This window comes from Mycolicibacterium vulneris (assembly GCF_002104765.1).
In the GTDB taxonomy this organism is placed as follows: domain Bacteria; phylum Actinomycetota; class Actinomycetes; order Mycobacteriales; family Mycobacteriaceae; genus Mycobacterium; species Mycobacterium vulneris.
On sequence record NZ_NCXM01000019.1, the window covers coordinates 67338 to 91148 of the forward strand.

Annotated in this window: 18 protein-coding genes; 3 read left to right on the top strand and 15 right to left on the bottom strand. The window is 66.6% G+C overall.

Annotation, left to right across the window (positions count from 1 at the left end; genetic code table 11):
- Positions 1 to 91 precede the first annotated feature (91 nt).
- The 6 genes from B8W69_RS31825 to B8W69_RS18565 all read right to left on the bottom strand — a co-directional run bounded on the left by B8W69_RS31825 (position 92) and on the right by B8W69_RS18565 (position 6317).
- Positions 92 to 862, bottom strand: coding sequence for a PE family protein (locus B8W69_RS31825; RefSeq protein ID WP_181447435.1), 771 nt, complete (start codon positions 860 to 862; stop codon positions 92 to 94).
- A 162-nt stretch (positions 863 to 1024) separates the two neighbouring features.
- Positions 1025 to 2215: an elongation factor Tu gene (gene tuf, locus B8W69_RS18545; RefSeq protein WP_064883866.1), complete on the bottom strand. Its 1191-nt coding sequence runs from the start codon at positions 2213 to 2215 to the stop codon at positions 1025 to 1027.
- A 111-nt stretch (positions 2216 to 2326) separates the two neighbouring features.
- Positions 2327 to 4432: an elongation factor G gene (gene fusA / locus B8W69_RS18550; RefSeq protein ID WP_085291255.1), complete on the bottom strand. Its 2106-nt coding sequence runs from the start codon at positions 4430 to 4432 to the stop codon at positions 2327 to 2329.
- Positions 4433 to 4515: 83 nt separating this feature from the next.
- Positions 4516 to 4986, bottom strand: coding sequence for a 30S ribosomal protein S7 (gene rpsG / locus B8W69_RS18555; protein WP_007767793.1), 471 nt, complete (start codon positions 4984 to 4986; stop codon positions 4516 to 4518).
- Entirely contained in the window at positions 4986 to 5360 is a 375-nt protein-coding gene (gene rpsL, locus B8W69_RS18560; RefSeq protein ID WP_007767794.1) for a 30S ribosomal protein S12, read from the bottom strand. The genes rpsG and rpsL overlap by 1 nt, the downstream gene beginning before the upstream one ends.
- 312 nt (positions 5361 to 5672) lie before the next feature.
- Positions 5673 to 6317, bottom strand: coding sequence for a TetR/AcrR family transcriptional regulator (locus B8W69_RS18565; RefSeq protein WP_085291256.1), 645 nt, complete (start codon positions 6315 to 6317; stop codon positions 5673 to 5675).
- Positions 6318 to 6514: 197 nt separating this feature from the next.
- On the opposite strand from B8W69_RS18565, the gene B8W69_RS18570 reads away from it, so the two are divergent.
- On the top strand, positions 6515 to 6880 hold the full coding sequence (locus B8W69_RS18570; RefSeq protein WP_085291257.1) for a DUF3060 domain-containing protein: 366 nt from the start codon (positions 6515 to 6517) through the stop codon (positions 6878 to 6880).
- 42 nt (positions 6881 to 6922) lie between these two features.
- Positions 6923 to 7408 carry a DUF3060 domain-containing protein gene (locus B8W69_RS18575; protein WP_085291258.1) on the top strand — a complete coding sequence of 162 codons (486 nt, stop codon included), beginning with the start codon at positions 6923 to 6925 and terminating at the stop codon, positions 7406 to 7408.
- Positions 7409 to 7428: 20 nt separating this feature from the next.
- On the opposite strand, the gene B8W69_RS18580 is transcribed toward B8W69_RS18575, so the two are convergent.
- The 9 genes from B8W69_RS18580 to B8W69_RS18620 all read right to left on the bottom strand — a co-directional run bounded on the left by B8W69_RS18580 (position 7429) and on the right by B8W69_RS18620 (position 23047).
- Positions 7429 to 8196: a crotonase/enoyl-CoA hydratase family protein gene (locus B8W69_RS18580; protein WP_085291259.1), complete on the bottom strand. Its 768-nt coding sequence runs from the start codon at positions 8194 to 8196 to the stop codon at positions 7429 to 7431.
- On the bottom strand, positions 8193 to 8912 hold the full coding sequence (locus B8W69_RS18585) for a PaaX family transcriptional regulator C-terminal domain-containing protein (RefSeq protein WP_085291260.1): 720 nt from the start codon (positions 8910 to 8912) through the stop codon (positions 8193 to 8195). The genes B8W69_RS18580 and B8W69_RS18585 overlap by 4 nt, the downstream gene beginning before the upstream one ends.
- A gap of 2 nt (positions 8913 to 8914) precedes the next feature.
- Positions 8915 to 9853 (bottom strand): crotonase/enoyl-CoA hydratase family protein, encoded by a 939-nt coding sequence (locus B8W69_RS18590; RefSeq protein WP_085291261.1) that lies wholly within the window; start codon positions 9851 to 9853, stop codon positions 8915 to 8917.
- An 8-nt stretch (positions 9854 to 9861) separates the two neighbouring features.
- Positions 9862 to 11490 (bottom strand): acyl-CoA dehydrogenase family protein, encoded by a 1629-nt coding sequence (locus B8W69_RS18595; protein WP_085291262.1) that lies wholly within the window; start codon positions 11488 to 11490, stop codon positions 9862 to 9864.
- 58 nt (positions 11491 to 11548) lie between these two features.
- Positions 11549 to 12304 (bottom strand): deoxyribonuclease IV, encoded by a 756-nt coding sequence (locus B8W69_RS18600; protein WP_085291263.1) that lies wholly within the window; start codon positions 12302 to 12304, stop codon positions 11549 to 11551.
- 100 nt (positions 12305 to 12404) lie between these two features.
- Complete coding sequence (locus B8W69_RS18605) at positions 12405 to 16355, bottom strand: DNA-directed RNA polymerase subunit beta' (RefSeq protein ID WP_085291264.1); 3951 nt, start codon at positions 16353 to 16355, stop codon at positions 12405 to 12407.
- 70 nt (positions 16356 to 16425) lie between these two features.
- The gene (gene rpoB, locus B8W69_RS18610; RefSeq protein ID WP_110881984.1) at positions 16426 to 19959 is read right to left on the bottom strand and encodes a DNA-directed RNA polymerase subunit beta; all 3534 of its coding nucleotides are present in this window, start codon (positions 19957 to 19959) and stop codon (positions 16426 to 16428) included.
- Between the two features lie 392 nt (positions 19960 to 20351).
- Positions 20352 to 21362 (bottom strand): ABC transporter ATP-binding protein, encoded by a 1011-nt coding sequence (locus B8W69_RS18615; RefSeq protein WP_085291266.1) that lies wholly within the window; start codon positions 21360 to 21362, stop codon positions 20352 to 20354.
- A 182-nt stretch (positions 21363 to 21544) separates the two neighbouring features.
- A complete protein-coding gene (locus tag B8W69_RS18620) occupies positions 21545 to 23047 on the bottom strand; it encodes a carotenoid oxygenase family protein (RefSeq protein WP_085291267.1) in 1503 nt (500 codons plus the stop codon).
- Positions 23048 to 23118: 71 nt separating this feature from the next.
- Between B8W69_RS18620 and B8W69_RS18625 the strand changes: the two genes are divergently transcribed.
- The gene (locus B8W69_RS18625; protein ID WP_085291298.1) at positions 23119 to 23802 is read left to right on the top strand and encodes a TetR/AcrR family transcriptional regulator; all 684 of its coding nucleotides are present in this window, start codon (positions 23119 to 23121) and stop codon (positions 23800 to 23802) included.
- Positions 23803 to 23811 lie beyond the last annotated feature (9 nt).

The window sequence follows — 23811 nt, forward strand, 5'->3', positions numbered from 1 at the left end:
ATGCCCCTCCTTGGCTTACTGGGCAATCCGTGTCAGATTAGCGCTGAGGGTGTCGTGACGAATGCGATACGCGCAAACCGCGTCCGGTCGCTTATACCGGCTCGGTGGGCACGATCGGCACCCGCTTGACCGGCGCGCCCGCCGGTTGCGCCGGGTGCGCCGGCTGCGCCGCGGCCGGAGCGGGGGCAGCGGTACGCGCCGACACCGGCATCGTGGAGGCCGGCGAGGTCTGCGGCGGCACTGCGGTCTGCAGCGGCGCGGCGCCGGTTCCGGCGGGCGTCGCAACCGAGGCCGCCGGCTGCACGGGGGCGGGCGAGCCGGCCGGAGCGTAGGCCGGCGTCACCACCCGCGCCGCCCCGGCCGGGGTGGTGGCCGAGGCCAGCGTCGCCGACCCCGCCGGGGCGGCCGCGATCGGGGTGCCGGCCGGTGCGGGTGCCACCGCTGCCGCGGCCGGCGCCACCGCCGCCGCGAGCGGTCCCGCGGGTGCGGTCGGCGCGGACGTACCCACGGCACCGGCGCTCACCGCCGGCACCTGCGCGGCCACCGACGCCGGCGCCGCGGCGGTCTGCAAGGGCGAGGTGTTGGCGGCCTCGGCGAAGGCATACTGCGCCGCCCCGCCGTTCATCAGCTGGACGAACTGGCTGTGGAACGCGGCCGCCTGGGCACTCAGCGCCTGATAGACCTGGGAGTGCGCGTCGAAGAGCGCGGCGATGCTCGCCGACACCTCGTCGGCGCCGGGGGCCAGCACCTCTGATGTCGGACCCATCGCGGCGGTGTTGGCAGAGCTGATCGTAAACCCGATCCTGGCCAAGTCCCCCGCCGCGGCCGCGACGAATTCGGGCGTCGCCTGAACGAACGACATCGGCACCTCCCCGCACATCACGGTCAGGAGAATTATGAGCAAATTCTAAACCAGGCGGCGCTGTTGCCGCATGATTTCTCCCGCGCCGCTCGAGGCCGACGCCCGCAACGCACAAAGCCCGGACTGCCGAGTCGGCAATCCGGGCTTTGCGGTGGTTCGAAACTACTTGATGATCTTGACGACCCGGCCGGCGCCGACGGTGCGGCCACCCTCACGGATCGCGAACCGCAGACCGTCGTCCATGGCGACGGGCTGGATCAGCTTCACCGAGATGTTGGTGTTGTCACCGGGCATCACCATTTCGGTGCCCTCCGGCAACGTCACCACACCGGTCACGTCGGTGGTGCGGAAGTAGAACTGCGGACGGTAGTTGTTGAAGAACGGCGTGTGCCGGCCGCCCTCGTCCTTGGACAGGATGTAGACGCTGCCCTCGAACTCGGTGTGCGGCGTGGTGGTGCCGGGCTTCACGACGACCTGACCGCGCTCGACGTCCTCGCGCTTGATACCACGCAGCAGCAGCCCGACGTTGTCGCCGGCCTGGCCCTGGTCCAGCAGCTTGCGGAACATCTCCACACCGGTGACGGTGGTCTTGGTGCTGGTCGGCTTGATGCCGACGATCTCGACTTCCTCGTTGACGTTGATCACACCGCGCTCGACACGACCGGTGACCACCGTGCCACGACCGGTAATGGTGAAGACGTCCTCGACGGGCATCAGGAACGGCTTCTCCGTCTCGCGGACCGGGTCCGGGATCGACTCGTCGACGGCCTCCATCAGCTGCTCGACGGACTCGACCCACTTGGCGTCGCCCTCGAGCGCCTTGAGCGCCGAGACCCGAACGACCGGGGCGTCCTCGTCGAACTCCTGGGCGGCCAGCAGTTCGCGGACCTCCATCTCGACGAGCTCGAGCAGCTCCTCGTCGTCGACCATGTCGGCCTTGTTCAGCGCGACCAGGATGTAGGGCACACCGACCTGACGGGCCAGCAGCACGTGCTCACGGGTCTGCGGCATCGGGCCGTCGGTGGCGGCGACCACCAGGATCGCGCCGTCCATCTGGGCGGCACCGGTGATCATGTTCTTGATGTAGTCCGCGTGGCCAGGTGCGTCGACGTGCGCGTAGTGGCGCTTCTCGGTCTGGTACTCCACGTGGGAGATGTTGATGGTGATGCCGCGCTGACGCTCTTCGGGCGCGTTGTCGATCTGGTCGAACGCGCGGGACTCGTTCAGGTTGGGGTACTTGTCGTGCAGAACCTTGGTGATAGCCGCGGTCAGCGTGGTCTTGCCGTGGTCAACGTGACCGATGGTCCCGATGTTGACGTGCGGCTTCGTCCGCTCGAACTTCGCCTTCGCCACTTGTGTGTCCTCCTGGACTAGTTGGTGCTTGTTAAAGCAGTGTTTGTGTTTTCAGTTGTGCCGCGCCCAAGGCTTTCCAATGACCCGGCAAGGTTACTCCGCTGCTGGCCGTTACTGGCCCGTCGCCTTCGCGATGATCTCCTTTGACACGTTCGCCGGTACTTCGGCGTACGAGTCGAACACCATGGAGTAATTCGCCCGGCCTTGGGTCTTGGACCTCAGGTCGCCGACGTAGCCGAACATCTCCGACAGCGGCACGTGCGCCTTGACAACGCGTGCACCGCTCCGCTCCTCCATAGCCTGGATCTGGCCACGGCGGGAGTTCAGGTCGCCGATCACATCGCCCATGTAGTCCTCGGGCGTGGTGACCTCGACGGCCATGATCGGTTCCAGGATGACCGGCTGCGCTTGCTGCGCAGCCTTTTTCAGCACCTGCGAACCGGCGATCTTGAAGGCCATCTCCGACGAGTCGACCTCGTGGAAGGCCCCGTCGAGGAGGGTGACCTTCAGGTTCACCAGCGGGTAGCCGGCCAGCACACCGTACTGCATGGCGTCCTGGGCTCCGGCGTCCACCGAAGGGATATACTCACGCGGGATCCGGCCACCGGTGACCTTGTTCTCGAATTCGTAGGTCGCACCGTCTTCGCCGTGGAACGGCTCGAGGCTGATCAGCACCTTGGCGAACTGGCCGGAACCGCCGGTCTGCTTCTTGTGGGTGAACTCGACCTTTTCCACCGTCCGCTTGATGGTCTCCTTGTAGGCCACCTGCGGCTTACCGACGTTCGCCTCGACCTTGAATTCGCGGCGCATCCGGTCCACCAGGATGTCCAGGTGCAACTCGCCCATACCGCCGATCACGGTCTGGCCGGTCTCGTTGTCCTGGTGCACCTTGAAGGTGGGGTCCTCTTCGGCCAGCTTCTGGATCGAGAGGCTCAGCTTCTCCTGGTCGCTCTTGGTCTTCGGCTCGATGGCCACCTCGATGACCGGATCGGGGAAAGTCATCGACTCCAGCACGATCTGGTTGTTCGGGTCGCTCAAGGTGTCGCCGGTGGTGGTGTCCTTCAGTCCGATCACCGCGTAGATGTGGCCCGCCGAGGCGGTCTCCACCGGGTTCTCCTTGTTGGCGTGCATTTGGAACAGCTTGCCCAGCCGCTCCTTCTTGCCTTTGGTGGAGTTGATCACCTGCGAGCCGGAATCGACCTTGCCCGAGTACACCCGGACGTAGGTCAGCTTGCCGAAGAACGGGTGGGTCGCGACCTTGAACGCCAGCGCGGAGAACGGCTCGTCGGTCGACGGCTTGCGCGTGATCAACTCGTCTTCCTTGCCGGGCACGTGGCCTTCGGCGGGCGGCACGTCCAGCGGCGACGGCAGGTAGTCGATAACGGCGTCCAGCATGGGCTGCACGCCCTTGTTCTTGAATGCGCTGCCGCATAGCACCAGATACGCGGAGGAGCTGATGGTGAGTTTGCGCAGCGCACCCTTGATCTCGTCAACCGAGAGTTCCTCGCCGCCGAAATACTTCTCCAGCAGGGTCTCGTCGGTCTCCGCGACGGCCTCGAGCAGCTTGGTGCGGTACTCGTCGGCCTTCTCCTGCAGTTCGGCCGGGATGTCGATGGTCTCGTAGGTCTCGCCGAGCTTCGTCTCGCCGCGCCATACCTTGGCGTTCATCTCGACCAGGTCCACGACGCCCTCGAAGTCACCCTCGGAGCCAACGGGCAGCTGGATCGGGATGACGTTCGCGCCGAGGCGCTCCTCCATGGTGCGCACCGAGAAGTAGAAGTCGGCGCCGACCTTGTCCATCTTGTTGACGAAGCAGATCCGCGGGACGTCGTACTTGTCGGCCTGCCGCCAGACCTGCTCGGACTGCGGCTCGACACCTTCCTTGCCGTCGAAGACGGCAACGGCACCGTCGAGCACGCGCAGGCTGCGCTCCACCTCGACGGTGAAGTCGACGTGGCCGGGGGTGTCGATGATGTTGATCTGGTTGCCGTTCCAGAAGCAGGTGGTCGCCGCGGAGGTGATGGTGATCCCGCGCTCCTGCTCCTGTTCCATCCAGTCCATGGTGGCGGCGCCGTCGTGCACCTCACCGATCTTGTAGCTGATACCGGTGTAGTAGAGGATGCGCTCGGTCGTCGTCGTCTTGCCGGCGTCGATGTGCGCCATGATGCCGATGTTGCGGACCTTGGTGAGGTCGGTCAGCACGTCCTTCTGTGCCACAGAAGTCTTCCCACTCTTTCGATTGCTTGGTTATTCGCTGTCGCTTTGCGCCCGGCCACCCTGCCTTGACGCGGTTGGAGCCCCTACCAGCGATAGTGCGCGAAGGCGCGGTTGGCCTCGGCCATCTTGTGGGTGTCCTCGCGCCGCTTGACGGCGGCACCGAGGCCATTGCTGGCATCCAGGATCTCGTTGGCCAGCCGCTCGACCATGGTCTTCTCGCGGCGTTGCTTGGAGAAGCTGACCAACCAACGCAGTGCCAGCGTCACGGAGCGATCCGGACGCACCTCGACGGGGACCTGGTACGTAGCGCCACCGACGCGGCGGCTGCGCACCTCGAGGGAGGGCTTGACGTTGTCCATTGCGCGCTTGAGCGTGATCACCGGGTCGGTACCTGTCTTTTCCCGGGCGTTCTCGAGCGCTCCATAAACAATGCGTTCGGCCAGCGATTTCTTCCCGTCCAGCAGAACTTTGTTCACCAGCTGCGTCACCAGCTGCGAGCCGTAGACCGGGTCATTGACCAACGGACGCTTCGGCGCGGGCCCCTTGCGCGGCATCAGCTCTTCTCCTTCTTGGCGCCGTAACGGCTGCGAGCCTGCTTGCGGTTCTTGACACCCTGGGTGTCGAGCGAACCGCGGATGATCTTGTACCGGACACCGGGCAGGTCCTTCACACGACCACCGCGCACCAGCACCATCGAGTGCTCCTGGAGGTTGTGGCCCTCGCCGGGGATGTACGCGGTGACCTCAACCTGGCTGGTCAGCTTCACGCGGGCGACCTTCCGAAGCGCCGAGTTCGGCTTCTTCGGGGTGGTGGTGTACACGCGGGTGCATACGCCACGGCGCTGCGGGCTGCCCTTCAGGGCCGCGGTCTTGACCTTGGCGACCTTGTCGCGGCGACCCTTGCGGACCAGCTGCTGAATGGTTGGCATCTACCGGCTTTCTGTGTTCGTGTTCGGCATACTTCTAGCGTCTTCAAGTCTGTGTACTGCAGTTATGTCCGGGCGCATCACCCCGCGTCCGGGTGTGTCGCATGCGCTGCGCACCGGACGTGGTCCGATGCTCCGTGGACACGCGAATTCGCCCGGCATCCACTCCCTTACGGTTAGGCGCCGTAAGCCGCCAGGCACGAGGAACCACAATACCCGCCGCCGGTCTCGCAGGTCAAAGCGACGGCGGTGCCATCCGCTCTAGTGGCGATCGCAAGCGCGGCGGAACCGGGCGCAGCGGGTCGCCACCATCGACTAGTAGCGGGCGCCATTGGCGGCGGTGCGCCTTTCCAGGCCGGCCGCCAGCCGCAGCACCATGTCGGAGAACAGGGCGTCGGTGTCGATCTCGTCCATCACACCCGTCATCTCCAGCAAAACAAAGCCGTGCAGCGCGGACCAGAACTCCAGCGACGCGTGGAAGGCCTCCTCGCCGTCCAGACCGTAGGAGGACAGCACGGCGATCACCGGCGCGGCCGCGCCGCGGGTCGCGGCGGTGTACTCGGGATCGTCACCGCCGAACGGCATCCGGGTGAAGGCCGAGTAGCGGCCCGGGTGGTGGTGGGCGTAGCTGCGGTAGGCCCCGGCCATCACCAGCACCGCGTCGTCGCGGGCGCGGCCCTCGCCGACCCGGTTGAGCATCGTGATGATGTCGTCGATGACGCGGATGCGCACCGCGCGCCGCAGGTCTTCCAGGCTGTCGACGTGGTTGTACAGCGACGGCCCCTTGGTGCCCAACTGCATCGCCAGCGCGTTGATGGTCAGGGCGTCCCAGCCCTCGCGGTCCAGGAACGTCAGGGCGCCGTCGATGATCCCGTCCCGGCTGAGCTTGGCCGGACGGGAGGCGGGCCGCCCCGCGCGCTGGCGGCCGGCCGCCGGCGGCGGATCCGGTGGAGCTGCCATGGCGGTCGCCCTTCGATTGCGTGAACGGGTTGCGGTTAACTAATGACTCTAGTTGACGCCGTGCAGAGATTGATCTCCCCGGAGTGGATACGAGCGCCCGGCGAAGGAAACTAAAGTCTGCCACCGGGCAGGCAAATGCACGTAATGTCATGCTTGCCTCGTTTCGAGCAGCCGACCCGTCCAAAAGGGGGCCCGCAGTGAAGTGGACGACTGTCGCCGGCTCGGTGGCCGCCTGTGTCATCGCCGCCGTCGCCCTGCCGGGGGTCGCGCAGGCCAAGAACGGTGACACCCACATCACCGGGCAGGACATCGAGCAGACGATCGACTGCAACGACGCCACGCTCATGGTCAACGGCACCGGTATCAACGTCACCGCGCTGGGCAACTGCTACGCCGTGACGGTGATGGGCTCGTCGAACACCGTCATCGCCGACTCGGTGTCACACGACATCACTGTGTACGGCTACAACCAGACGGTGTTCTACAAGAACGGTCAGCCCGCCGTGTGGGACCGCGGCCGCGAACTCGGCATGACGAACCGGCTCCAGCAGGTGCCGGGCTAAACCGCGGCACCACAACAACATCCGATCAAGAATCGAGGAACCATGTCCGCCTACATCCGTGACCGCTCGCTGCGCCTGGCCGTGCTCGCCATGACACCGGCCGCGGCGGCCCTGGTGCTGGCCGGCTGCAGTTCGACGGCCAACCCGCCGGCGGGGTCCTCGACGACCACCACGAAGAGCAGCGCGACGACCAGCGCGGGCGCCGCGCCGACGACGGGTTCGGGGGGGGCGAGCACCACCGCGTCCATCGAGATCGGCAACACGATCAACTACGGATCGATGGGCACCACCACCACCCTGGACTGCGCCAGCGGCAAGTCGCTGAACGTCGGCGGCTCGGACAACAACCTGACCATCACCGGCACCTGCGAGACGGCCACCGTCAGCGGCACCAACAACAAGATCACCTTCGACAAGGTGAACACCCGCATCACCGTGCTGGGGATGAACAACACCATCACCTACAAGGACGGTGACCCCAAGGTCGACAAGATCGGCCAGAGCAACACGATCAACAAGGGCAGCTGACCGCCCGCGCCTACCAGGTGCTAGCCGGCCGGCGCCCCGTGCCGTCCCGCGCCCGCCGCGAAGCGCCCCGCCCCTTCGTTCGCCTCCGCGGCCACCCGCGAAATGCTGGCGAATTCGAAGTCGATCGCGTCGGATTCGGTTGCCCCCCATTGGTGTAGCGCCGAGAGCCGGTCCGAGCGCAGGCACTGCTGCGGCAGCGCCGCCAGCTGCGCCGCCAATTCCTCGGCGGCCTGGCGCGACTGGCCCTTGGGCACGACCCGGTTCACCAATCCGATGGCCAGGGCTTCCTCGGCGGCCACCGCGCGGCCGGTGAGGATCATGTCCATCGCGCGGCTGTGCCCGATCAGCCGCGGCAGCCGCACCGTGCCGCCGTCGATCAGGGGGACGCCCCAGCGCCGGCAGAACACGCCGAACACCGCGTCCTCCTCGGCCACCCGCAGATCACACCAGATGGCCAGTTCCAGGCCGCCGGCGACGGCGTAGCCGCTGACCGCGGCGATAACGGGTTTGGACAGCACCATCCGCGTCGGGCCCATCGGGCCCGGGCCGGTGCGGTGCACGGCATTGGCGTCGGGTGTGCCGAAGGCCTTCAAATCGGCTCCGGCGCAAAAGGTTCCGTTGTCGCCCCACAGCACGGCCACCGACGCGGTGTCGTCGCGGTCGAATTCCTCGAATGCCGAATACAGCGCGGCGGCCGTCGGGCCGTTGACCGCGTTGCGGGCCGCCGGCCGGTCGATGATCACCGTGGTCACCGCGCCGTTGCGCTCGATTCGCACCGGTTCACTCATGTCGCCTCCGCAAATAGTGGTTCGCGCCGCCGCAGCAGCTCAGCGGCAAAGTCGTGGTAGGCCGCCCGCAACCGGGCGCCGGGCCAGTCGGCCGGCAGCAGCTCGTCGGGCAGCACGGGGTCGGTGAGCAGGTGGCGCACCGTCGCCGCGGCCACCAGAAAACGGGCGGGAATGTCCGGCGCGGCGGCCATCTCGTCGAGCAGCCGATGGCCGGTCTGGGCCCAGGCGGGCAGGTCCCACAGCTGCGCGGCCAGCTCGGCGGGGTCGTCATCGCGCGCCCGCAGCACCCTCGCCTGGGCGGTGATCTCGGGGCCGGGCTTAGCCTCGATGTTGTCGGGCCGCATCCAAACCCCTTCGCGGAGCTCGCCGAAGCGCTTGTCGTGCAAGGTGGTTCGCAGTGCCGCCCGGGTGCGCGCGTCGTTTCCGACGCTGGTCACGATCAGCGTCACCCACTCGCCGCTCCAGGGGTGCACCCGCGGGTCGATGGCGTCGTCCTGGCGCTTCTGACGGGCCAGCAGGCGATCGGAGAGCCGATAGCCGTCGGCCGAGCGAATCAGGTCGCCGGCACCGACCATGCGGGTCAGCGCCACCCGCAGCGTCGACTCCTTGATACCGAAATCCGAAGTGAGTCTTACTAATTCGCTGGCCCGAGCGTGTGCGGGGTGAGCGCCGAGCAGCACGCTGAGCACCACCGACCGCGCCGTCATGTCCGGCATGGCTACACTCCGGACGCGCGGCGGCCGTGGTCGCCGAACGGCTCATCGCGGTGCCGCACCGCCTCACGGAATCCGTGCTCGACGGCGTCCGCGACGAAGGCGTGCCCCTCGGGCGTGTGCCGGGCGACACCGTCGAACACCGTGCTGACCATCCGGCTGGTCGCCACGCCCTGTTGCAGCAGAGCGGAATTCAGCGCGAGCTTGACCATGATCAGCTGGTTGACCGGCACCGCGGCGATCCGCTCGACCAGCCGCTCGGTGCGCGCGTCGAGGTCCGCCGGGTCCGGCGCCTCGACCGCCCATCCCCACTCGGCGGCCTGCGCGCCGGTGATGCAATCACCGGTGAACAACAGCCTTTTCGCGCGCTGATCACCCAGGCGGTGCGCCCACAGGCCGGCCGCCGGGACGCCCCACACCCGGGTAGGCGGGTAGCCGATCTTGGCGTCGGCGGCGGCGATCACCTGGTCGGCGTGCAGCGCGATGTCGGTGCCGCCGGCCACGCAATAGCCGTGGATCTTGACCACCGTCGGCTTGTCGGCGTGCATGAGGCTGGAGAAGCCCCGCACGAAGCGACTCATCATCTGATAGTCGATCATCGGATCCCAGGGCTGATCGGCCAAATGGTTGACCGCCTGGGTCTTTCCGTCCAGCACGGTGCCCTGGTACGCGCCGGTGCCGCCGGCCGAGCCGGTGCGGTCGGCGTAGGCACTCAGGTCGAAACCCGCGCAGAAGCCCTCGCCGCGACCGGACACCAGGATGACGTGCACGTTCGGGTCGAGGTCGGCGCGCTCCACCAACGCCGAGAGTTCCAGCGGGGTGTCCGCGACGATCGCATTGCCCTTGTCCGGCCGGTTGAACGTGATGCGCGCAACCCGATCGGTGACCTCGTAGGTCATCGTTTTGAGGTTGTCGAAGTCGACCGGCCTGATCGCGTGAGTCATGTTGTGGCTCAGCCCTTTACCAGCGCGCGCTCCAGGATCGGTGCGAGGTCGAGCCCGTCGGGCATGGTGCCGAAAGCACCGCCCCACTGTCGGTCGAGGCGGGTGGTCAGGAACGCCTCGGCGACGGCCGGGTGGCCGTGGCGCACCAGCAGCGAGCCCTGCAGCGCCAGGCAGATGTCTTCGGCCACCTTGCGGCCGCGGTACTGGATGGTCTCCAAGTCGCCCAGCTGATCGCGCAGCCGCGCGACGTAGTTGGCCAGGCGCGGGTCCTGACCCGCGGCGTCGGCGAGCTCGTCGAACAGCACCTCGACGCACTCGGGGCGGGTTGCCATGGCGCGCAACGTGTCCAGCGCGCTGACGTTGCCCGAACCCTCCCAGATGCCCATCAGCGGCGCCTCCCGGTACAGCCGCGGCATGCCGGAGTCCTCGACGTAGCCGTTGCCGCCCAGGCATTCCAGCGCCTCGGCGGCGTGCGGCGTGGAGCGCTTGCACACCCAGTACTTGCTGGCCGCCAGGCCGATGCGGCGCAGCAGCGCTTCCCGCTGGTCGCCGCGCACGGCCTTGTCGGTGGCGCCCGCCATCCGCATCGCGACCATGGTGGCCGCCTCCGCCTCGACGGCCAGGTCGGCCAGCACGTTGCGCATCAGCGGTTGGTCGATCAGGTAGGCGCCGAAGGCCTTTCGGTGCTGGGCGTGGTAGATCGCCCGGGTCAGACCGGTGCGCATGCTGGTGGCGCTGCCCAGCGTGCAATCCAGCCGGGTGAGGTTGACCATCTCGATGATGGTGGGCACGCCACGCCCTTCCTCCCCCACCAGCCACGCGATCGCGCCGTCGTATTCGACCTCGCTGGACGCGTTGGCGTGGTTGCCGAGCTTGTCCTTGAGGCGCTGCAGGAACATTCGGTTTCGGGTGCCGTCTGGCAGGACCCGGGGCAGCATGAAGCAGGACAGGCCGCCCGGCGCCTGCGCCAGCACCAGGAAGATGTCGCACATCGGCGCCGAGGTGAACCACTTGTGACCGGTCAGGCGGTAGGTGCCGTCGGCGTTGGGGGTCGCCTCCGTGGTGCCGGCGCGCACGTCGGAGCCGCCCTGCTTCTCGGTCATCGACATGCCCGCGGTGATACCCGGCTTGGTGGTGGCCAGCCTGAGCTCGGGGTCGTATTCGCGGCTGGTCAGCAGCGGCTCGTACACCTTGGCCAGCTCGGGGTTGAAGCGCAGCGCCGGAACGACGGCGTACGTCATCGAGATCGGGCAGATGTGGCCCGGCTCGACCGTCCACACCGACGTTTTCGCGGCGCGGACGACGTGGGAACCCGGGCGGTCGTCGGCCCAGGGCGCGGCGTGCATGCCGTGGGCGACCGCCGCGCGCATGAGTTCGTGGTAGGCCGGGTCGTACTCGACCTCGTCGACGCGGTGACCGTTGCGGTCGTGGGTGTGCAGGACGGGCCGGTTGCGGTCGGCGAGCTCGCCCCACCGCTGCGCCTGGTGGGTGGCCGACAGCGCGCCGACCTCGTTCACCTCGTCCAGGCCCCACTGGCCGCCCTCGCGGATCAGGGCCTCGATGAGCACCGCGGAGCCGGCGGGGTTGTGGTTTTCCAGGGGCGGGACCTGGTTGGTGACGACATGAGTGTCCGACATGCCACCAATGTTACATTTTCTCGACAGTTGCACAAGAGGTGTAACAGTCAAGGGGCGATTAGCCCTTGGTGTTCTCCCGCAGGAACGCGATGTCGTCCTTGCGGCCCTCGTCCGCCGTCTCGCAGATCACCGGCGCGTCGGCGGCCTCGACCACCGCGACGAGCAGCGCTGGGTCGATCTGGCCGGTGCCGAAGTTGGCGTGCCGGTCGGCACCGGAGCCTGCGGCGTCCCTCGAGTCGTTGCAGTGCACCAGATCGATGCGTCCGGTCAGGGCCTTGATCCGGTCGACCGCATCGATCAGGGCCTCACCGGCGGCCCAGGCGTGACAGGTATCCAGGCAGAAGCCAATTCCCTTGTCGCCGATGTGATCCCACAGTTTACCGATGGTGTCGAAATAGCGGGCCATCGCGTGGTCGCCGCCGGCGGTGTTCTCGAGATACACCTGCACATCTGTTTCCAGATAGTCCAGCGCTTTGACCCAGCGCTCGAAGCCGGCTTCCATGTCATCGTCGTCGGCGTGGCCGCCATGCACGATGACCGCCGTCGCGTTGATTTCCGAGGCCGCGTCGCAGGTGTCCTGCAAGATTTTGCGCGACGGGATCCGGATGCGGTTGTTCGCCGACGCGACGTTGATGAGGTATGGGGCATGGACGTACAGCGGCACGGTCGACGCTTTGAGCGCCTCGGCATCGTCGCGGGGTTGGGGTTTCTTCCAGCTCTGCGGGTTGCCGAGGAAGAACTGCACCACGTCAGCGCCGTCGGCTTGCGCGGCAGCCAGCGGGTCGTCGTTGCGGACGTGTGAACCGATGAGCACATCGGCCAGTCTAGTGACGGGCTCCGACGACCGAGCATGACCCAAGCAACGAAAAAGCCCCGGGCCTGTTGTGTTGGGCCCGGGGCTTTTTCGTTGTTGACTAGCGGTAGTCGCTGTAGCCGTAGTCGTCCAGCGGCACCGCGGCACCGGTGGCCTGGCCGAAGTCCGGGCTGTAGTACTGATCCTCGTAGGACGGGATCGTGTACGCGGCGGCCCGGGCCTCCTCGGTCGGCTGCACCTGGATGTTGCGGTACCGGTTGATACCGGTACCGGCCGGGATCAGCTTTCCGATGATCACGTTCTCCTTCAGACCGTTGAGCTTGTCGCTGCGGCAGTTGATCGCCGCATCGGTCAGCACTCGCGTGGTCTCCTGGAACGACGCCGCACTCAGCCACGAGTCGGTGGCCAGCGACGCCTTCGTGATACCCATCAGCACCGGACGTCCGGCGGCGGGCTCGCCGCCCTCGGCCACCACCCGGCGGTTCTCCGCCTCGAACTCCGCGCGGTCGATCAGCGAGCCGGGCAGGAACTCCGTCGAGCCCGAGTCGATGATGGTGACGCGGCGCAGCATCTGGCGGACGATCACCTCGATGTGCTTGTCGTGGATCGACACACCCTGTGCGCGGTAGACCTCCTGGACCTCGCGGACCAGGTGGATCTGCACCTCGCGGGGGCCCTGCACGCGCAGCACCTCGTGCGGGTCGGCAGAGCCTTCCATCAGCTGCTGGCCCACCTCGACGTGGTCGCCGTCGGACAGCACCCGCTCGGAACCGTCTTCGTGCTTGAACACACGCAGCCGCTGCCGCTTGGAGAGCTTGTCGTACACGACCTCTTCGCTGCCGTCGTCGGGAACGATAGTGATCTTGTAGAACCGCTCACCTTCCTCGAGACGGACCCGCCCGGTGACGTCGGCGATCGGCGCCTTGCCGCGCGGGATGCGGGCCTCGAACAGCTCCTGAACCCGGGGCAGACCGCCGGTGATGTCCTCACCGACACCACCCTGGTGGAACGTACGCATGGTCAGCTGGGTACCGGGCTCACCGATGGACTGCGCGGCGACGATACCGACGGCCTCGCCGATGTCGACCAGCTTTCCGGTCGCCATCGAGCGTCCGTAACAGGTCGCGCACACACCGGTACCGGTGGTGCACGTCAGCACCGAGCGCACCTTGATCTGCGTGATACCCGCGGCCAGCAAGGCCTCGATCGACGGGTCGCCCAGGTCCTCGCCGCGCGCGACGACGACGTTGCCGGCCTCGTCGACCGCGTCGGCGCCCAAAGTCCGTGCGTACGCCGAGGTCTCGATGTACGGGTCACGGATAAGGGTGCCGTCCGGCTGACGCTCGGCCAGCTCGACGATGATGCCGCGCTCGGTCTCACAGTCGTGCTCGCGGACGATGACGTCCTGGCTCACGTCCACCAGACGACGGGTCAGGTAACCCGAGTCGGCGGTACGCAACGCGGTGTCCGCCAAGCCCTTTCGAGCGCCGTGCGTGTTGATGAAGTACTCCAGCACGGTCAGGCCCTCACGGAACGAGGACTTGACCGGACGCGGGATGAACTCACCCTTCGGGTTGGTCACCAGACCCTTCATGCCGGCCAGCGTTCGCGTCTGGGTGAAGTTACCCGTGGCGCCCGAGTCCACGATCGTGATGATCGGGTTGTCGGCCGGGTAGTGCTCACGCAGCGCCTGACCGACCTCGTCGGTGGCTTCCTTCCAGATCTCCACCAGCGCCTCGTTGCGCTCGTCGTGGTTCAAAGCACCACGCTGGAACTGCTTTTCGACCTTCTCGGCCCGCTCCTCGTACTGGTCGAGGATCTCCTTCTTGCGCGGCGGGACGAGCACGTCGGCCATCGAGACCGTGACACCGCTGCGGGTCGCCCAGTAGAAACCGGCGTCCTTGAGCTTGTCGACGGTCTGCGCGACCACGATCATCGGGTAGCGCTCGGCCAGGTCGTTGATGATCGACGCCTGCACCTTCTTGTGCATCTGCTTGTTCACGAACGGATAGCCCACCGGCAGCAGTTCGTTGAAAAGCACACGGCCCAAAGTGGTTTCGGCCATCCAGGCGTCGCCCGGCTGCCAGCCGTTGGCGCCGAACAGCTCGGCCTCGATCTCGGCCGGCGGACGCAATTGGGTCAGCCGCACCTTGATCTTGGCTCGCACCGACAGCACGCCACGGTCGGACGCCATGATCGCCTCGGCCGGCGAGGAGTACACCCCGACCTCGGGCTCGTCCTTGGCGGCCGCCTTGAATTCGCCCTTGTCGCCGTCGACCTCGGTGGTCAGGAAGTACAGACCGGTCACCATGTCCAGACGCGGCATGGCCAGCGGTCGGCCCGACGCGGGCGACAGGATGTTGTTACTCGACAGCATCAGGATGCGGGCCTCGGCCTGCGCCTCGGCGCTCAGCGGCAGGTGCACCGCCATCTGGTCACCGTCGAAGTCGGCGTTGAAGGCCTCACACACCAGCGGGTGCAGCTGGATCGCCTTGCCTTCCACCAGCATCGGCTCGAAGGCCTGGATACCCAGCCGGTGCAGGGTGGGTGCGCGGTTCAGCAGCACCGGGTGCTCGGCGATGACCTCTTCGAGGACATCCCACACCTGGGGACGCTGACGCTCCACCATCCGCTTGGCGCTCTTGATGTTCTGCGCGTGGTTGAGGTCGACCAGCCGCTTCATCACGAACGGCTTGAACAGCTCCAGCGCCATCAGCTTGGGCAGACCGCACTGGTGCAGCTTGAGCTGCGGGCCGACCACGATGACCGAACGGCCCGAGTAGTCGACGCGCTTACCGAGCAGGTTCTGACGGAACCGGCCCTGCTTACCCTTGAGCAGATCGCTCAGCGACTTCAGCGGACGGTTACCCGGCCCGGTGACCGGGCGGCCGCGACGGCCGTTGTCGAACAGCGCGTCCACGGACTCCTGCAGCATCCGCTTCTCGTTGTTGACGATGATCTCGGGCGCGCCGAGGTCGATCAGCCTCTTGAGGCGGTTGTTCCGGTTGATCACGCGGCGGTACAGGTCGTTCAGGTCCGACGTGGCGAACCGGCCACCGTCGAGCTGCACCATCGGGCGCAGTTCCGGCGGGATCACCGGCACCGCGTCGAGCACCATGCCCATCGGGGAGTTACCCGACTGCTGGAAGGCCGCGACCACCTTGAGGCGCTTCAGGGCGCGAAGCTTTTTCTGCCCCTTGCCGTTCTTGATGACGTCGCGCAGCGACTCGGCCTCGGCGTCGATGTCGAAGTTCTCGATCAGCTTCTGGATCGACTCCGCACCCATGGCGCCGGTGAAGTACTCACCAAAGCGGTCGATCAGCTCGCGGTAGAGGTTCTCGTCGACGATCAGCTGCTTGGGAGCCAGCTTGGTGAAGGTCGTCCAGATCTCCTCGAGCCGGTCCAGCTCGCGCTGGGCCCGGTCGCGCAGCTGACGCATCTCGCGCTCGCCGCCGTCGCGGACCTTGCGACGCGCGTCGGCCTTGGCACCCTCGGCCTCCAGCTCGGCCAGGTCGGCCTCGAGCTTCTGCGCGCGGGCCTCCAGGTCGGCGTCGCGCTGGTCCTCAATAGCCTTGCGCTCCACCATCATTTCGGCCTCGAGAGTGGAGAGCTCGTTGTGACGCATCTCGTCGTCGACCGAGGTGATGACGTAGGCGGCGAAGTAGATGATCTTCTCGAGATCCTTCGGCGCCAGGTCGAGCAGGTAGCCCAGCCGCGACGGCACACCCTTGAAGTACCAGATGTGCGTGACGGGCGCGGCGAGCTCGATGTGGCCCATCCGCTCGCGACGCACCTTGGCGCGAGTCACCTCGACGCCACAGCGCTCACAGATGATGCCCTTGAACCGGACACGCTTGTACTTGCCGCAGTAGCACTCCCAGTCGCGAGTCGGTCCGAAGATCTTCTCGCAGAACAGGCCGTCCTTCTCCGGCTTCAGCGTGCGGTAGTTGATCGTCTCCGGCTTCTTGACCTCGCCGTAAGACCATTGCCTGATGTCCTCCGCGGTGGCCAGGCCGATACGGAGTTCATCGAAGAAGTTGACGTCGAGCACGTAACTCCCTTTCCCCTTGCGGGTTTAGTTACCAATAAAGAGGCTGGCTATTGCCACTTGGGCGCCGTCGCTAAGCCAGGTCCTCAACAGACGCAGATTCGTTGCGGGACAGGTTGATTCCCAGGTTCGCCGCCGCCCGCTCGAGGTCCTCGTCCTCGCCTTCGCGCAGCTCGATCGCCGCACCGTCCGAGGAGAGCACCTCGACGTTGAGGCAGAGCGACTGCAGTTCCTTGAGCAACACCTTGAAGGACTCGGGAATGCCCGGCTCCGGGATGTTCTCGCCCTTGACGATCGCCTCGTACACCTTGACCCGGCCGACGGTGTCGTCGGACTTGATGGTCAACAGCTCCTGCAGCGTGTACGCCGCGCCGTAGGCCTGCATGGCCCAGCACTCCATCTCACCGAAGCGCTGGCCACCGAACTGCGCCTTACCACCCAGCGGCTGCTGCGTGATCATCGAGTACGGGCCGGTGGAACGGGCGTGGATCTTGTCGTCCACCAGGTGGTGCAGCTTCATGATGTACATGTAGCCGACGGTCACCGGGTACGGGAACGGCTCACCGCTGCGGCCGTCGAACAGCACCGCCTTGCCGTCGCCGTTGACCATGACCTCACCGTCGCGGTTGGGCAGCGTGCAGGACAGCATGCCCTGCAGCTCCTCCTCCTTGGCGCCATCGAACACCGGCGTGGACACGATCTGGTCCGGCTGCGCGTGCCGCAGCTGCTCGGGCAGGTTGACCGCCCACTCGGGCGAACCGTCGATGTTCCAGCCGGACTTGGCCACCCACCCGAGGTGGGTCTCCAGGATCTGGCCGATGTTCATCCGTCGCGGCACACCGTGCGTGTTCAGGATGATGTCCACCGGGGTGCCGTCCGGCAGGAACGGCATGTCCTCCTGCGGCAGGATCTTGCCGATGACGCCCTTGTTGCCGTGACGTCCGGCGAGCTTGTCACCGTCGGAGATCTTGCGCTTCTGGGCCACGTAGACGCGCACCAGCTCGTTGACACCGGCCGGCAGCTCGTCGTCGTCCTCGCGGGAGAACACCCGGATGCCGATGACCTTGCCGGACTCGCCGTGCGGCACCTTCAGGGAGGTGTCGCGGACCTCGCGGGCCTTCTCACCGAAGATCGCGCGCAGCAGCCGCTCCTCCGGGGTCAGCTCGGTCTCACCCTTCGGGGTGACCTTGCCGACCAGGATGTCGCCGTCGCGGACCTCGGCACCGATGCGCACGATGCCGCGCTCGTCCAGGTCGGCCAGCACCTCGTCGGAGACGTTCGGGATGTCCCGGGTGATCTCCTCGGCGCCCAGCTTGGTGTCGCGGGCGTCGATCTCGTGCTCCTCGATGTGGATCGAGGTGAGCACGTCCTCCTCAACCAGCCGGTTGGAGAGGATGATCGCGTCCTCGTAGTTGTGGCCTTCCCACGGCATGATCGCCACGAGCAGGTTCTTGCCCAGCGCCATCTCACCGTTCTCGGTGCAGGGACCGTCGGCGATAACCTGGCCGGCCTCCACCCGCTCCCCCGCGTCGACAATCGGCGACTGGTTGGCGCAGGTGCCGTGGTTGGACCGCTCGAACTTGCGCATCCGGTAGGTGTGCCGGGTGCCGTCGTCGGCCATCACGGTGATGTAGTCGGCGGAGACCTCCTCGATCACCCCGGCCTTGTCGGCCACGACCACGTCGCCGGCGTCGATGGCCGCGCGCAGCTCCATGCCGGTACCCACCAGCGGCGCCTCGCTGCGCACCAGCGGAACCGCCTGGCGCTGCATGTTGGCACCCATCAGGGCACGGTTGGCGTCATCGTGCTCGAGGAACGGGATCATGGCCGTGGCCACCGACACCATCTGGCGCGGCGACACGTCCATGTAGTCCACCTCGGACGAGGGCACGTACTCGACCTCGCCCGCCTTCCGGCGGACCAGGACGCGGGACTCCTCGAACCGGCCCTTGTCGTCGATCGGCGAGTTGGCCTGCGCCACGACGTGGCGGTCCTCCTCGTCGGCGGTCAGGTAGTGGATCTCGTCGGAGACCACACCATCGACGACCTTGCGGTACGGCGTCTCGATAAAGCCGAACGGGTTCACCCGCGCGTACACCGACAGCGAGCCGATCAGACCGATGTTCGGACCCTCCGGGGTCTCGATCGGGCACATGCGGCCGTAGTGCGACGGGTGGACGTCACGGACCTCCAGGCCGGCGCGCTCACGGGACAGACCGCCGGGGCCCAGCGCCGACAGACGACGCTTGTGGGTCAGCCCGGACAGCGGGTTGTTCTGGTCCATGAACTGCGACAGCTGGCTGGTGCCGAAGAACTCCTTGATCGCGGCGACGACCGGCCGGATGTTGATCAGGGTCTGCGGCGTGATGGCCTCGACGTCCTGCGTGGTCATCCGCTCCCGGACCACGCGCTCCATGCGCGACATGCCGACCCGGATCTGGTTCTGGATCAGCTCGCCCACGGTGCGCAGCCGGCGGTTGCCGAAGTGGTCGATGTCGTCCGTCTCCACCGGCACCTCGGTGCCGCCGGGGACAGTCATGACAGCGGGCTGGCCATCCGTACGGGCGTGGTGCAGGCGCACCAGGTACTCGATGGTGGCGACGACGTCTTCCTCGGTCAGCGTCGAGCTGGTGATCGGCTCGCCGACGTTCAGGCCGAGCTTCTTGTTGACCTTGTAGCGGCCGACGCGGGCCAGGTCGTAGCGCTTCTCCTTGAAGAACAGGTTCTCCAGCAGGGTCTGCGCGGACTCCTTGGTCGGCGGCTCGCCCGGACGCAGCTTGCGGTAGATGTCCAGCAGCGCCTCGTCGGTGCCGGCGGTGTTGTCCTTTTCCAGCGTCGACATCATGATCTCGGAGAAGCCGAACCGCTCGGTGATCTGCTCGTTGGTCCAGCCCAGCGCCTTGAGCAGCACGGTGACCGGCTGGCGGCGCTTGCGGTCGATGCGGACGCCGACGGTGTCGCGCTTGTCGACGTCGAACTCCAGCCACGCACCGCGGCTCGGGATCACCTTGACGCTGTGCAGTAGCTTCTCGGTCGACTTGTCGATGGTCTCGTCGAAGTACACGCCCGGCGAGCGGACCAGCTGGCTGACCACCACACGCTCGGTCCCGTTGATGATGAAGGTGCCCTTTTCGGTCATCATCGGGAAGTCACCCATGAAGACCGTCTGGCTCTTGATCTCGCCGGTGTTGTTGTTGATGAACTCTGCCGTGACGAACAGCGGGGCCGCGTACGTCATGTCCTTGTCTTTGCACTCATCGACCGGCGCCTTGACCTCGTCGAAACGCGGGTCGGAGAACGACAGCGACATCGAGCCGGAAAAGTCCTCGATCGGGGAGAGCTCGTAGAGCACCTCTTCCAGGCCACCCACCGGAGTCGCTCCTGCCGCGGTCTCGCCGCGGGCGGCGGCGGCCTCACGCCACCGCGGCGCCCCGATCAACCACTCAAAGGAGTCGATCTGCACGTCAAGCAGACCCGGAACCTCGAGCGGTTCGCGGAGCTTGGCGAAGGAAACTCGGTTGGGCGCTCCAGGCACGGAGCCGTTCGAGGAACTTCCGTTAGAGGAACTTTGTGGGCGATCCGTCTTGCTCTGGCGGAAATCTGCCAAGATGCATCCTTCCAGCACCTCGTGCGACTCACGAAGACCGGGACCACCGGGCCAGCTCGCCGCGAATTGTGTCGGTTCGGCCGGCGAACGATCTGTCCGGATCTCACGCGCAACTAGAACTAAGCCGCTTGAGGGGCTCAGGCTTAGACCACGATGTCAGGTGGCGGGTGAGGTGGGCAGGAGGTAGCCAGCGCAACGTCCAACAATAGCGCAGGACGGCGCATTCCTCAACTTCCCAACATCAGCAGTCCAGGGACATCGGCGCTGGCTGGCGTTTCGACTCTCCGCTGGATACATGCTGCCCAACAGATTGGCTCGTTTACGGCCCGTCGTCAAGAGGGCGGGCCGTCGTGTTACGCGGAGTTATCGCGAAACTCATCGAGCCGGGCGCCCTATTCGCCGATCTCGTGGGCGCGGTACCTGTGGGTGCCTTCGAGGTCGTCGAGGATGGCGGTCTGAGCGGTCTTGGGCAGGGTGTGCAGGATCTCGCGCACCCGGGCCTGGCGGCGGGCGACGGCCTTGCGCTCGGGCATGCCCGGCGACGCGACGATCTGCGGGGGCACGCCCTCGATCTCCTCGACACCGCCGGCATGCTGGCCGGCGTCCAGTGCGGCCTGCTCTTCGGCCATGGTCGCCTCGTCCTTTTCCTCCGACATGCCGATCGGCCCGATCCGGCGGCCGTTGAGGAACTGCCGCACCACAGGCTCGTCGCTGGTCAGCAGCACCTCGCGCGGGCCGAACATGACCAGCTTGCGGCGGAACAACATGCCCATGTTGTCCGGCACGGTGCGAGCGATGTTGATGTTGTGCGTCACGATCAGCACCGTGGCGTCGATCTGGGCGTTGATGTCGAGGATCAACTGGCTCAGGTACGCGGTACGAACCGGGTCCAGACCCGAGTCCGGCTCGTCGCAGAGGATGATCTGCGGGTCCATCACCAGGGCACGGGCCAGGCTGGCGCGCTTGCGCATACCACCGGAGATCTCGCCGGGGAACTTCTTCTCGTCGCCGCCCAGACCCACCATGGTCAGCTTCTCCATGACGATGTCACGGATCTCGCCTTCCTTCTTCTTGGTGTGCTCGCGCAGCGGGAACGCCGCATTGTCGAACAGGTTCATCGAACCGAACAGCGCGCCGTCCTGGAACATCACGCCGAACAGCGTGCGGATCTCGTAAAGCTCCTTGGCCGAGCACTGCAGAATGTCGGTCCCGTCGATGACGACCGAGCCGCGCTCGGGGCGCAGCAGGCCGATCAAGGACTTCAGGAAGACCGATTTGCCGGTACCCGACGGTCCCAGCAGGACGCTGACCTCCCCGGCGGGGATTTCCAGCGTCACGTCTTCCCAAATCCTCGAGGAGCCGAAGGACTTCGTAAGTCCATTCACCTCGATAGCGACGCCCATGGGAAATCCTTCCGTCGAAACTCGTGCCCGCCACCTGCCCTTTTGTGTGGCATGAGTCACTGTAGCGCACGCCTGCCACACGGCAGCAGGGATGCGGGCGACAGCCGGGAAAAATTGACGGTCCTGAGATCAGCCGGAAGCCCGCACGGCACAACTTATTTGACGCACGTGTTAGCCCAACGTTAGCCAGTGGGCGCCCAGTTGCCGTGGAAGCCCATCGGCACCCGCTGCGGCAGGTGGACGGTGGCCACCCGCTCGAGCGTCTGCGCATCCAGCAAGAGCAATTGGCCCTCATCGTGGTCGCGGTGATAGCCGAAGCCCATCAGGATGCCGTCGTCTTCGGCGCGGGCGGCGGGGTTCGGCACAAAGCACATCTCGCCGAGTAAAAGGCCCGCATCGAGGGCGGCGGCCGTACTCGATCCGGTCGCATAGTCGTGCTTGTAGAGCGCGGTGGACATCTCGGACGCCCCGTTCGACAGGTAGCCGCCGTCGGTGCCGATGGTGTAGCCGAATCGGTGCCGCCCGCCGAGCAGGCCCTCGTTGATGCGCGGGAACTCCTGCGGGCGATCGTCGTGGCGTTCGCTGGTCACCGCCCCGGTCGCCAGGTTGACGGTCCAGCGGTCCAGCGTGGGCCGGCTGTCGCCGGGACCGCGCAGGTCGCGGTCGAACATCCGCGAGTAGCGCACCACATCGAGCACCAAAACCTCAGCGCCACCGCGCATCTCGGAGTAGGCGTTGAGCGGGTGGTAGACGTAGCAGGGTTCGATGTCGAACCAGCGGATGTCTTTATTGCCGCCCTCCCGCGGCATGACCCCGATGCGCGCCTGGTAGTCAGGGTTCCAGCGGTAGGGCATCCGATTGATCGGTTCGCGATTGCGGTTGATCATCGTGGTCACCGGACCGGGGACCCGGACGCGTCCGATCAACGACTGCATCACAAGCCGGGCCGGCAGACCCAGCCAACGCGGCACGTTCGTCGGCATCACCTGCACGGGATCGAACGTCACCGGCAGGTCGTAGATCACCACGTATTTGTCGGTCAGGGAGAAGTCGTGCATCATCGGCGACCCTGACACCTCGATGTCGACGGTGCGGCGGGCACGGCCGGCGGTATCGATCACCGAGTACTGCACGGTCCGTCCGCGGGTGAACGCGTAGGACACCGCGTGCAATTCGCCGGTGCGGGGATCGCGGTGCGGATGGGCGGTATAGCCGCCGAACAGGGTGCCGTCGAAATCGCACGGCCCCTTGGTGTCCAGTTCGTCGGTCAGCCGGTAATTCGCCCCGCCCCCTTCGACGAGCGCCAGTGTTTGCCCGGCATGGCTCAGCACATTGGTGTTCGGGCCGACGGAGAGCATCCCGGCGCGCGGGTTCAGCCCCTGCGGCACCGCCTCATTCAAGGCCCTGCATACGTGCGCGGTGCGCACCCAGCGGTTGCGGTACCAGCGGGCCTGCCCGTCGCGCAGCGCCACCCCGTGCACCATGCCGTCACCGCTGAACCAGTGGTAGACGGCCGGGTCCACCTCGGCGACCGGATTGGGCCCGTTGCGCAGGTAGCGGCCGTCGAGGTGTTCGGGAATCCGTCCCGTGACGCGCAGATCGTGTGAGGTGACCTCCGCGCTCACCGGCGCCAGGACGTCCTCGAGGTAGGGGTTGCCGGGTTTGGCCGTTGCCGTGGTCGCCATCGCTGAGCTCCTATAACATTGTTATTGCAGCGTTATTGGCACGGTACGCCACCGATGAGAAGATGGCAACGATGACTTCAGAGGTTCAGCGCGGCATCCGCGACGAGATGCTGCACGCCGCCGTCGGCCTGCTCGACGAGCACGGGCCCGACGCCCTGCAGACGCGCAAGGTGGCCGGCGCCGCGGGCACCTCCACGATGGCGGTCTACACCCACTTCGGCGGGATGCGAGGACTCATCGCCGAGGTCGCCGAGGAGGGCTTGCGGCAGTTCGACGCCGCTCAGACGGTGCCGCAGACCGCCGACCCGGTCGCCGACTTGTTTGCCATCGGCACCGCCTACCGCCGCTACGCCATCGAACGGCCACACATGTATCGGCTGATGTTCGGCAGCACCAGCGCCCACGGCATCAAGGCGCCCGCCGGCAATGTCCTGACGCTGACGGTCGCCGAGATCGAGCGGCATCACCCCAGCTTTGCCCATGTGGTGCGGGTGGTGCGCCGGTGCATGCTGGCCGGTCGGATCGAAGCCGCGGGCGCTGTGAAAGACGGTGTCGACGACGCGTCCATCGTGGCCACCGCCGCCCAGTTCTGGGCGCAGACCCACGGCTTCGTGATGCTGGAGCTGGCCGGGTATTACGGCGACGACAGCTCTGCGGTCGCGCCGGTGTTCGAGGCGATGACCTCGAATTTACTTGTCGCCCTTGGCGATTCACCCGAGCGCGTGGCGCAGTCGCGGCGGTCGGCCAGGCACTGAACGCACGAA

Coding starts and splice junctions, on each gene's coding strand:
- B8W69_RS18615 (WP_085291266.1), bottom strand. CDS start 21,362: ATGGGCGTCGCTATCGAGGTGAATGGACTTACGAAGTCCTTCGGCTCC.
- rpsL (WP_007767794.1), bottom strand. CDS start 5,360: ATGCCAACCATTCAGCAGCTGGTCCGCAAGGGTCGCCGCGACAAGGTC.
- B8W69_RS18595 (WP_085291262.1), bottom strand. CDS start 11,490: ATGTCGGACACTCATGTCGTCACCAACCAGGTCCCGCCCCTGGAAAAC.
- B8W69_RS18625 (WP_085291298.1), top strand. CDS start 23,119: ATGACTTCAGAGGTTCAGCGCGGCATCCGCGACGAGATGCTGCACGCC.
- rpsG (WP_007767793.1), bottom strand. CDS start 4,986: ATGCCGCGCAAGGGGCCCGCGCCGAAGCGTCCGTTGGTCAATGACCCG.
- B8W69_RS18590 (WP_085291261.1), bottom strand. CDS start 9,853: ATGACTCACGCGATCAGGCCGGTCGACTTCGACAACCTCAAAACGATG.
- B8W69_RS18565 (WP_085291256.1), bottom strand. CDS start 6,317: ATGGCAGCTCCACCGGATCCGCCGCCGGCGGCCGGCCGCCAGCGCGCG.
- B8W69_RS18580 (WP_085291259.1), bottom strand. CDS start 8,196: ATGAGTGAACCGGTGCGAATCGAGCGCAACGGCGCGGTGACCACGGTG.
- B8W69_RS18575 (WP_085291258.1), top strand. CDS start 6,923: ATGTCCGCCTACATCCGTGACCGCTCGCTGCGCCTGGCCGTGCTCGCC.
- B8W69_RS18585 (WP_085291260.1), bottom strand. CDS start 8,912: ATGCCGGACATGACGGCGCGGTCGGTGGTGCTCAGCGTGCTGCTCGGC.
- B8W69_RS31825 (WP_181447435.1), bottom strand. CDS start 862: ATGTCGTTCGTTCAGGCGACGCCCGAATTCGTCGCGGCCGCGGCGGGG.
- B8W69_RS18620 (WP_085291267.1), bottom strand. CDS start 23,047: ATGGCGACCACGGCAACGGCCAAACCCGGCAACCCCTACCTCGAGGAC.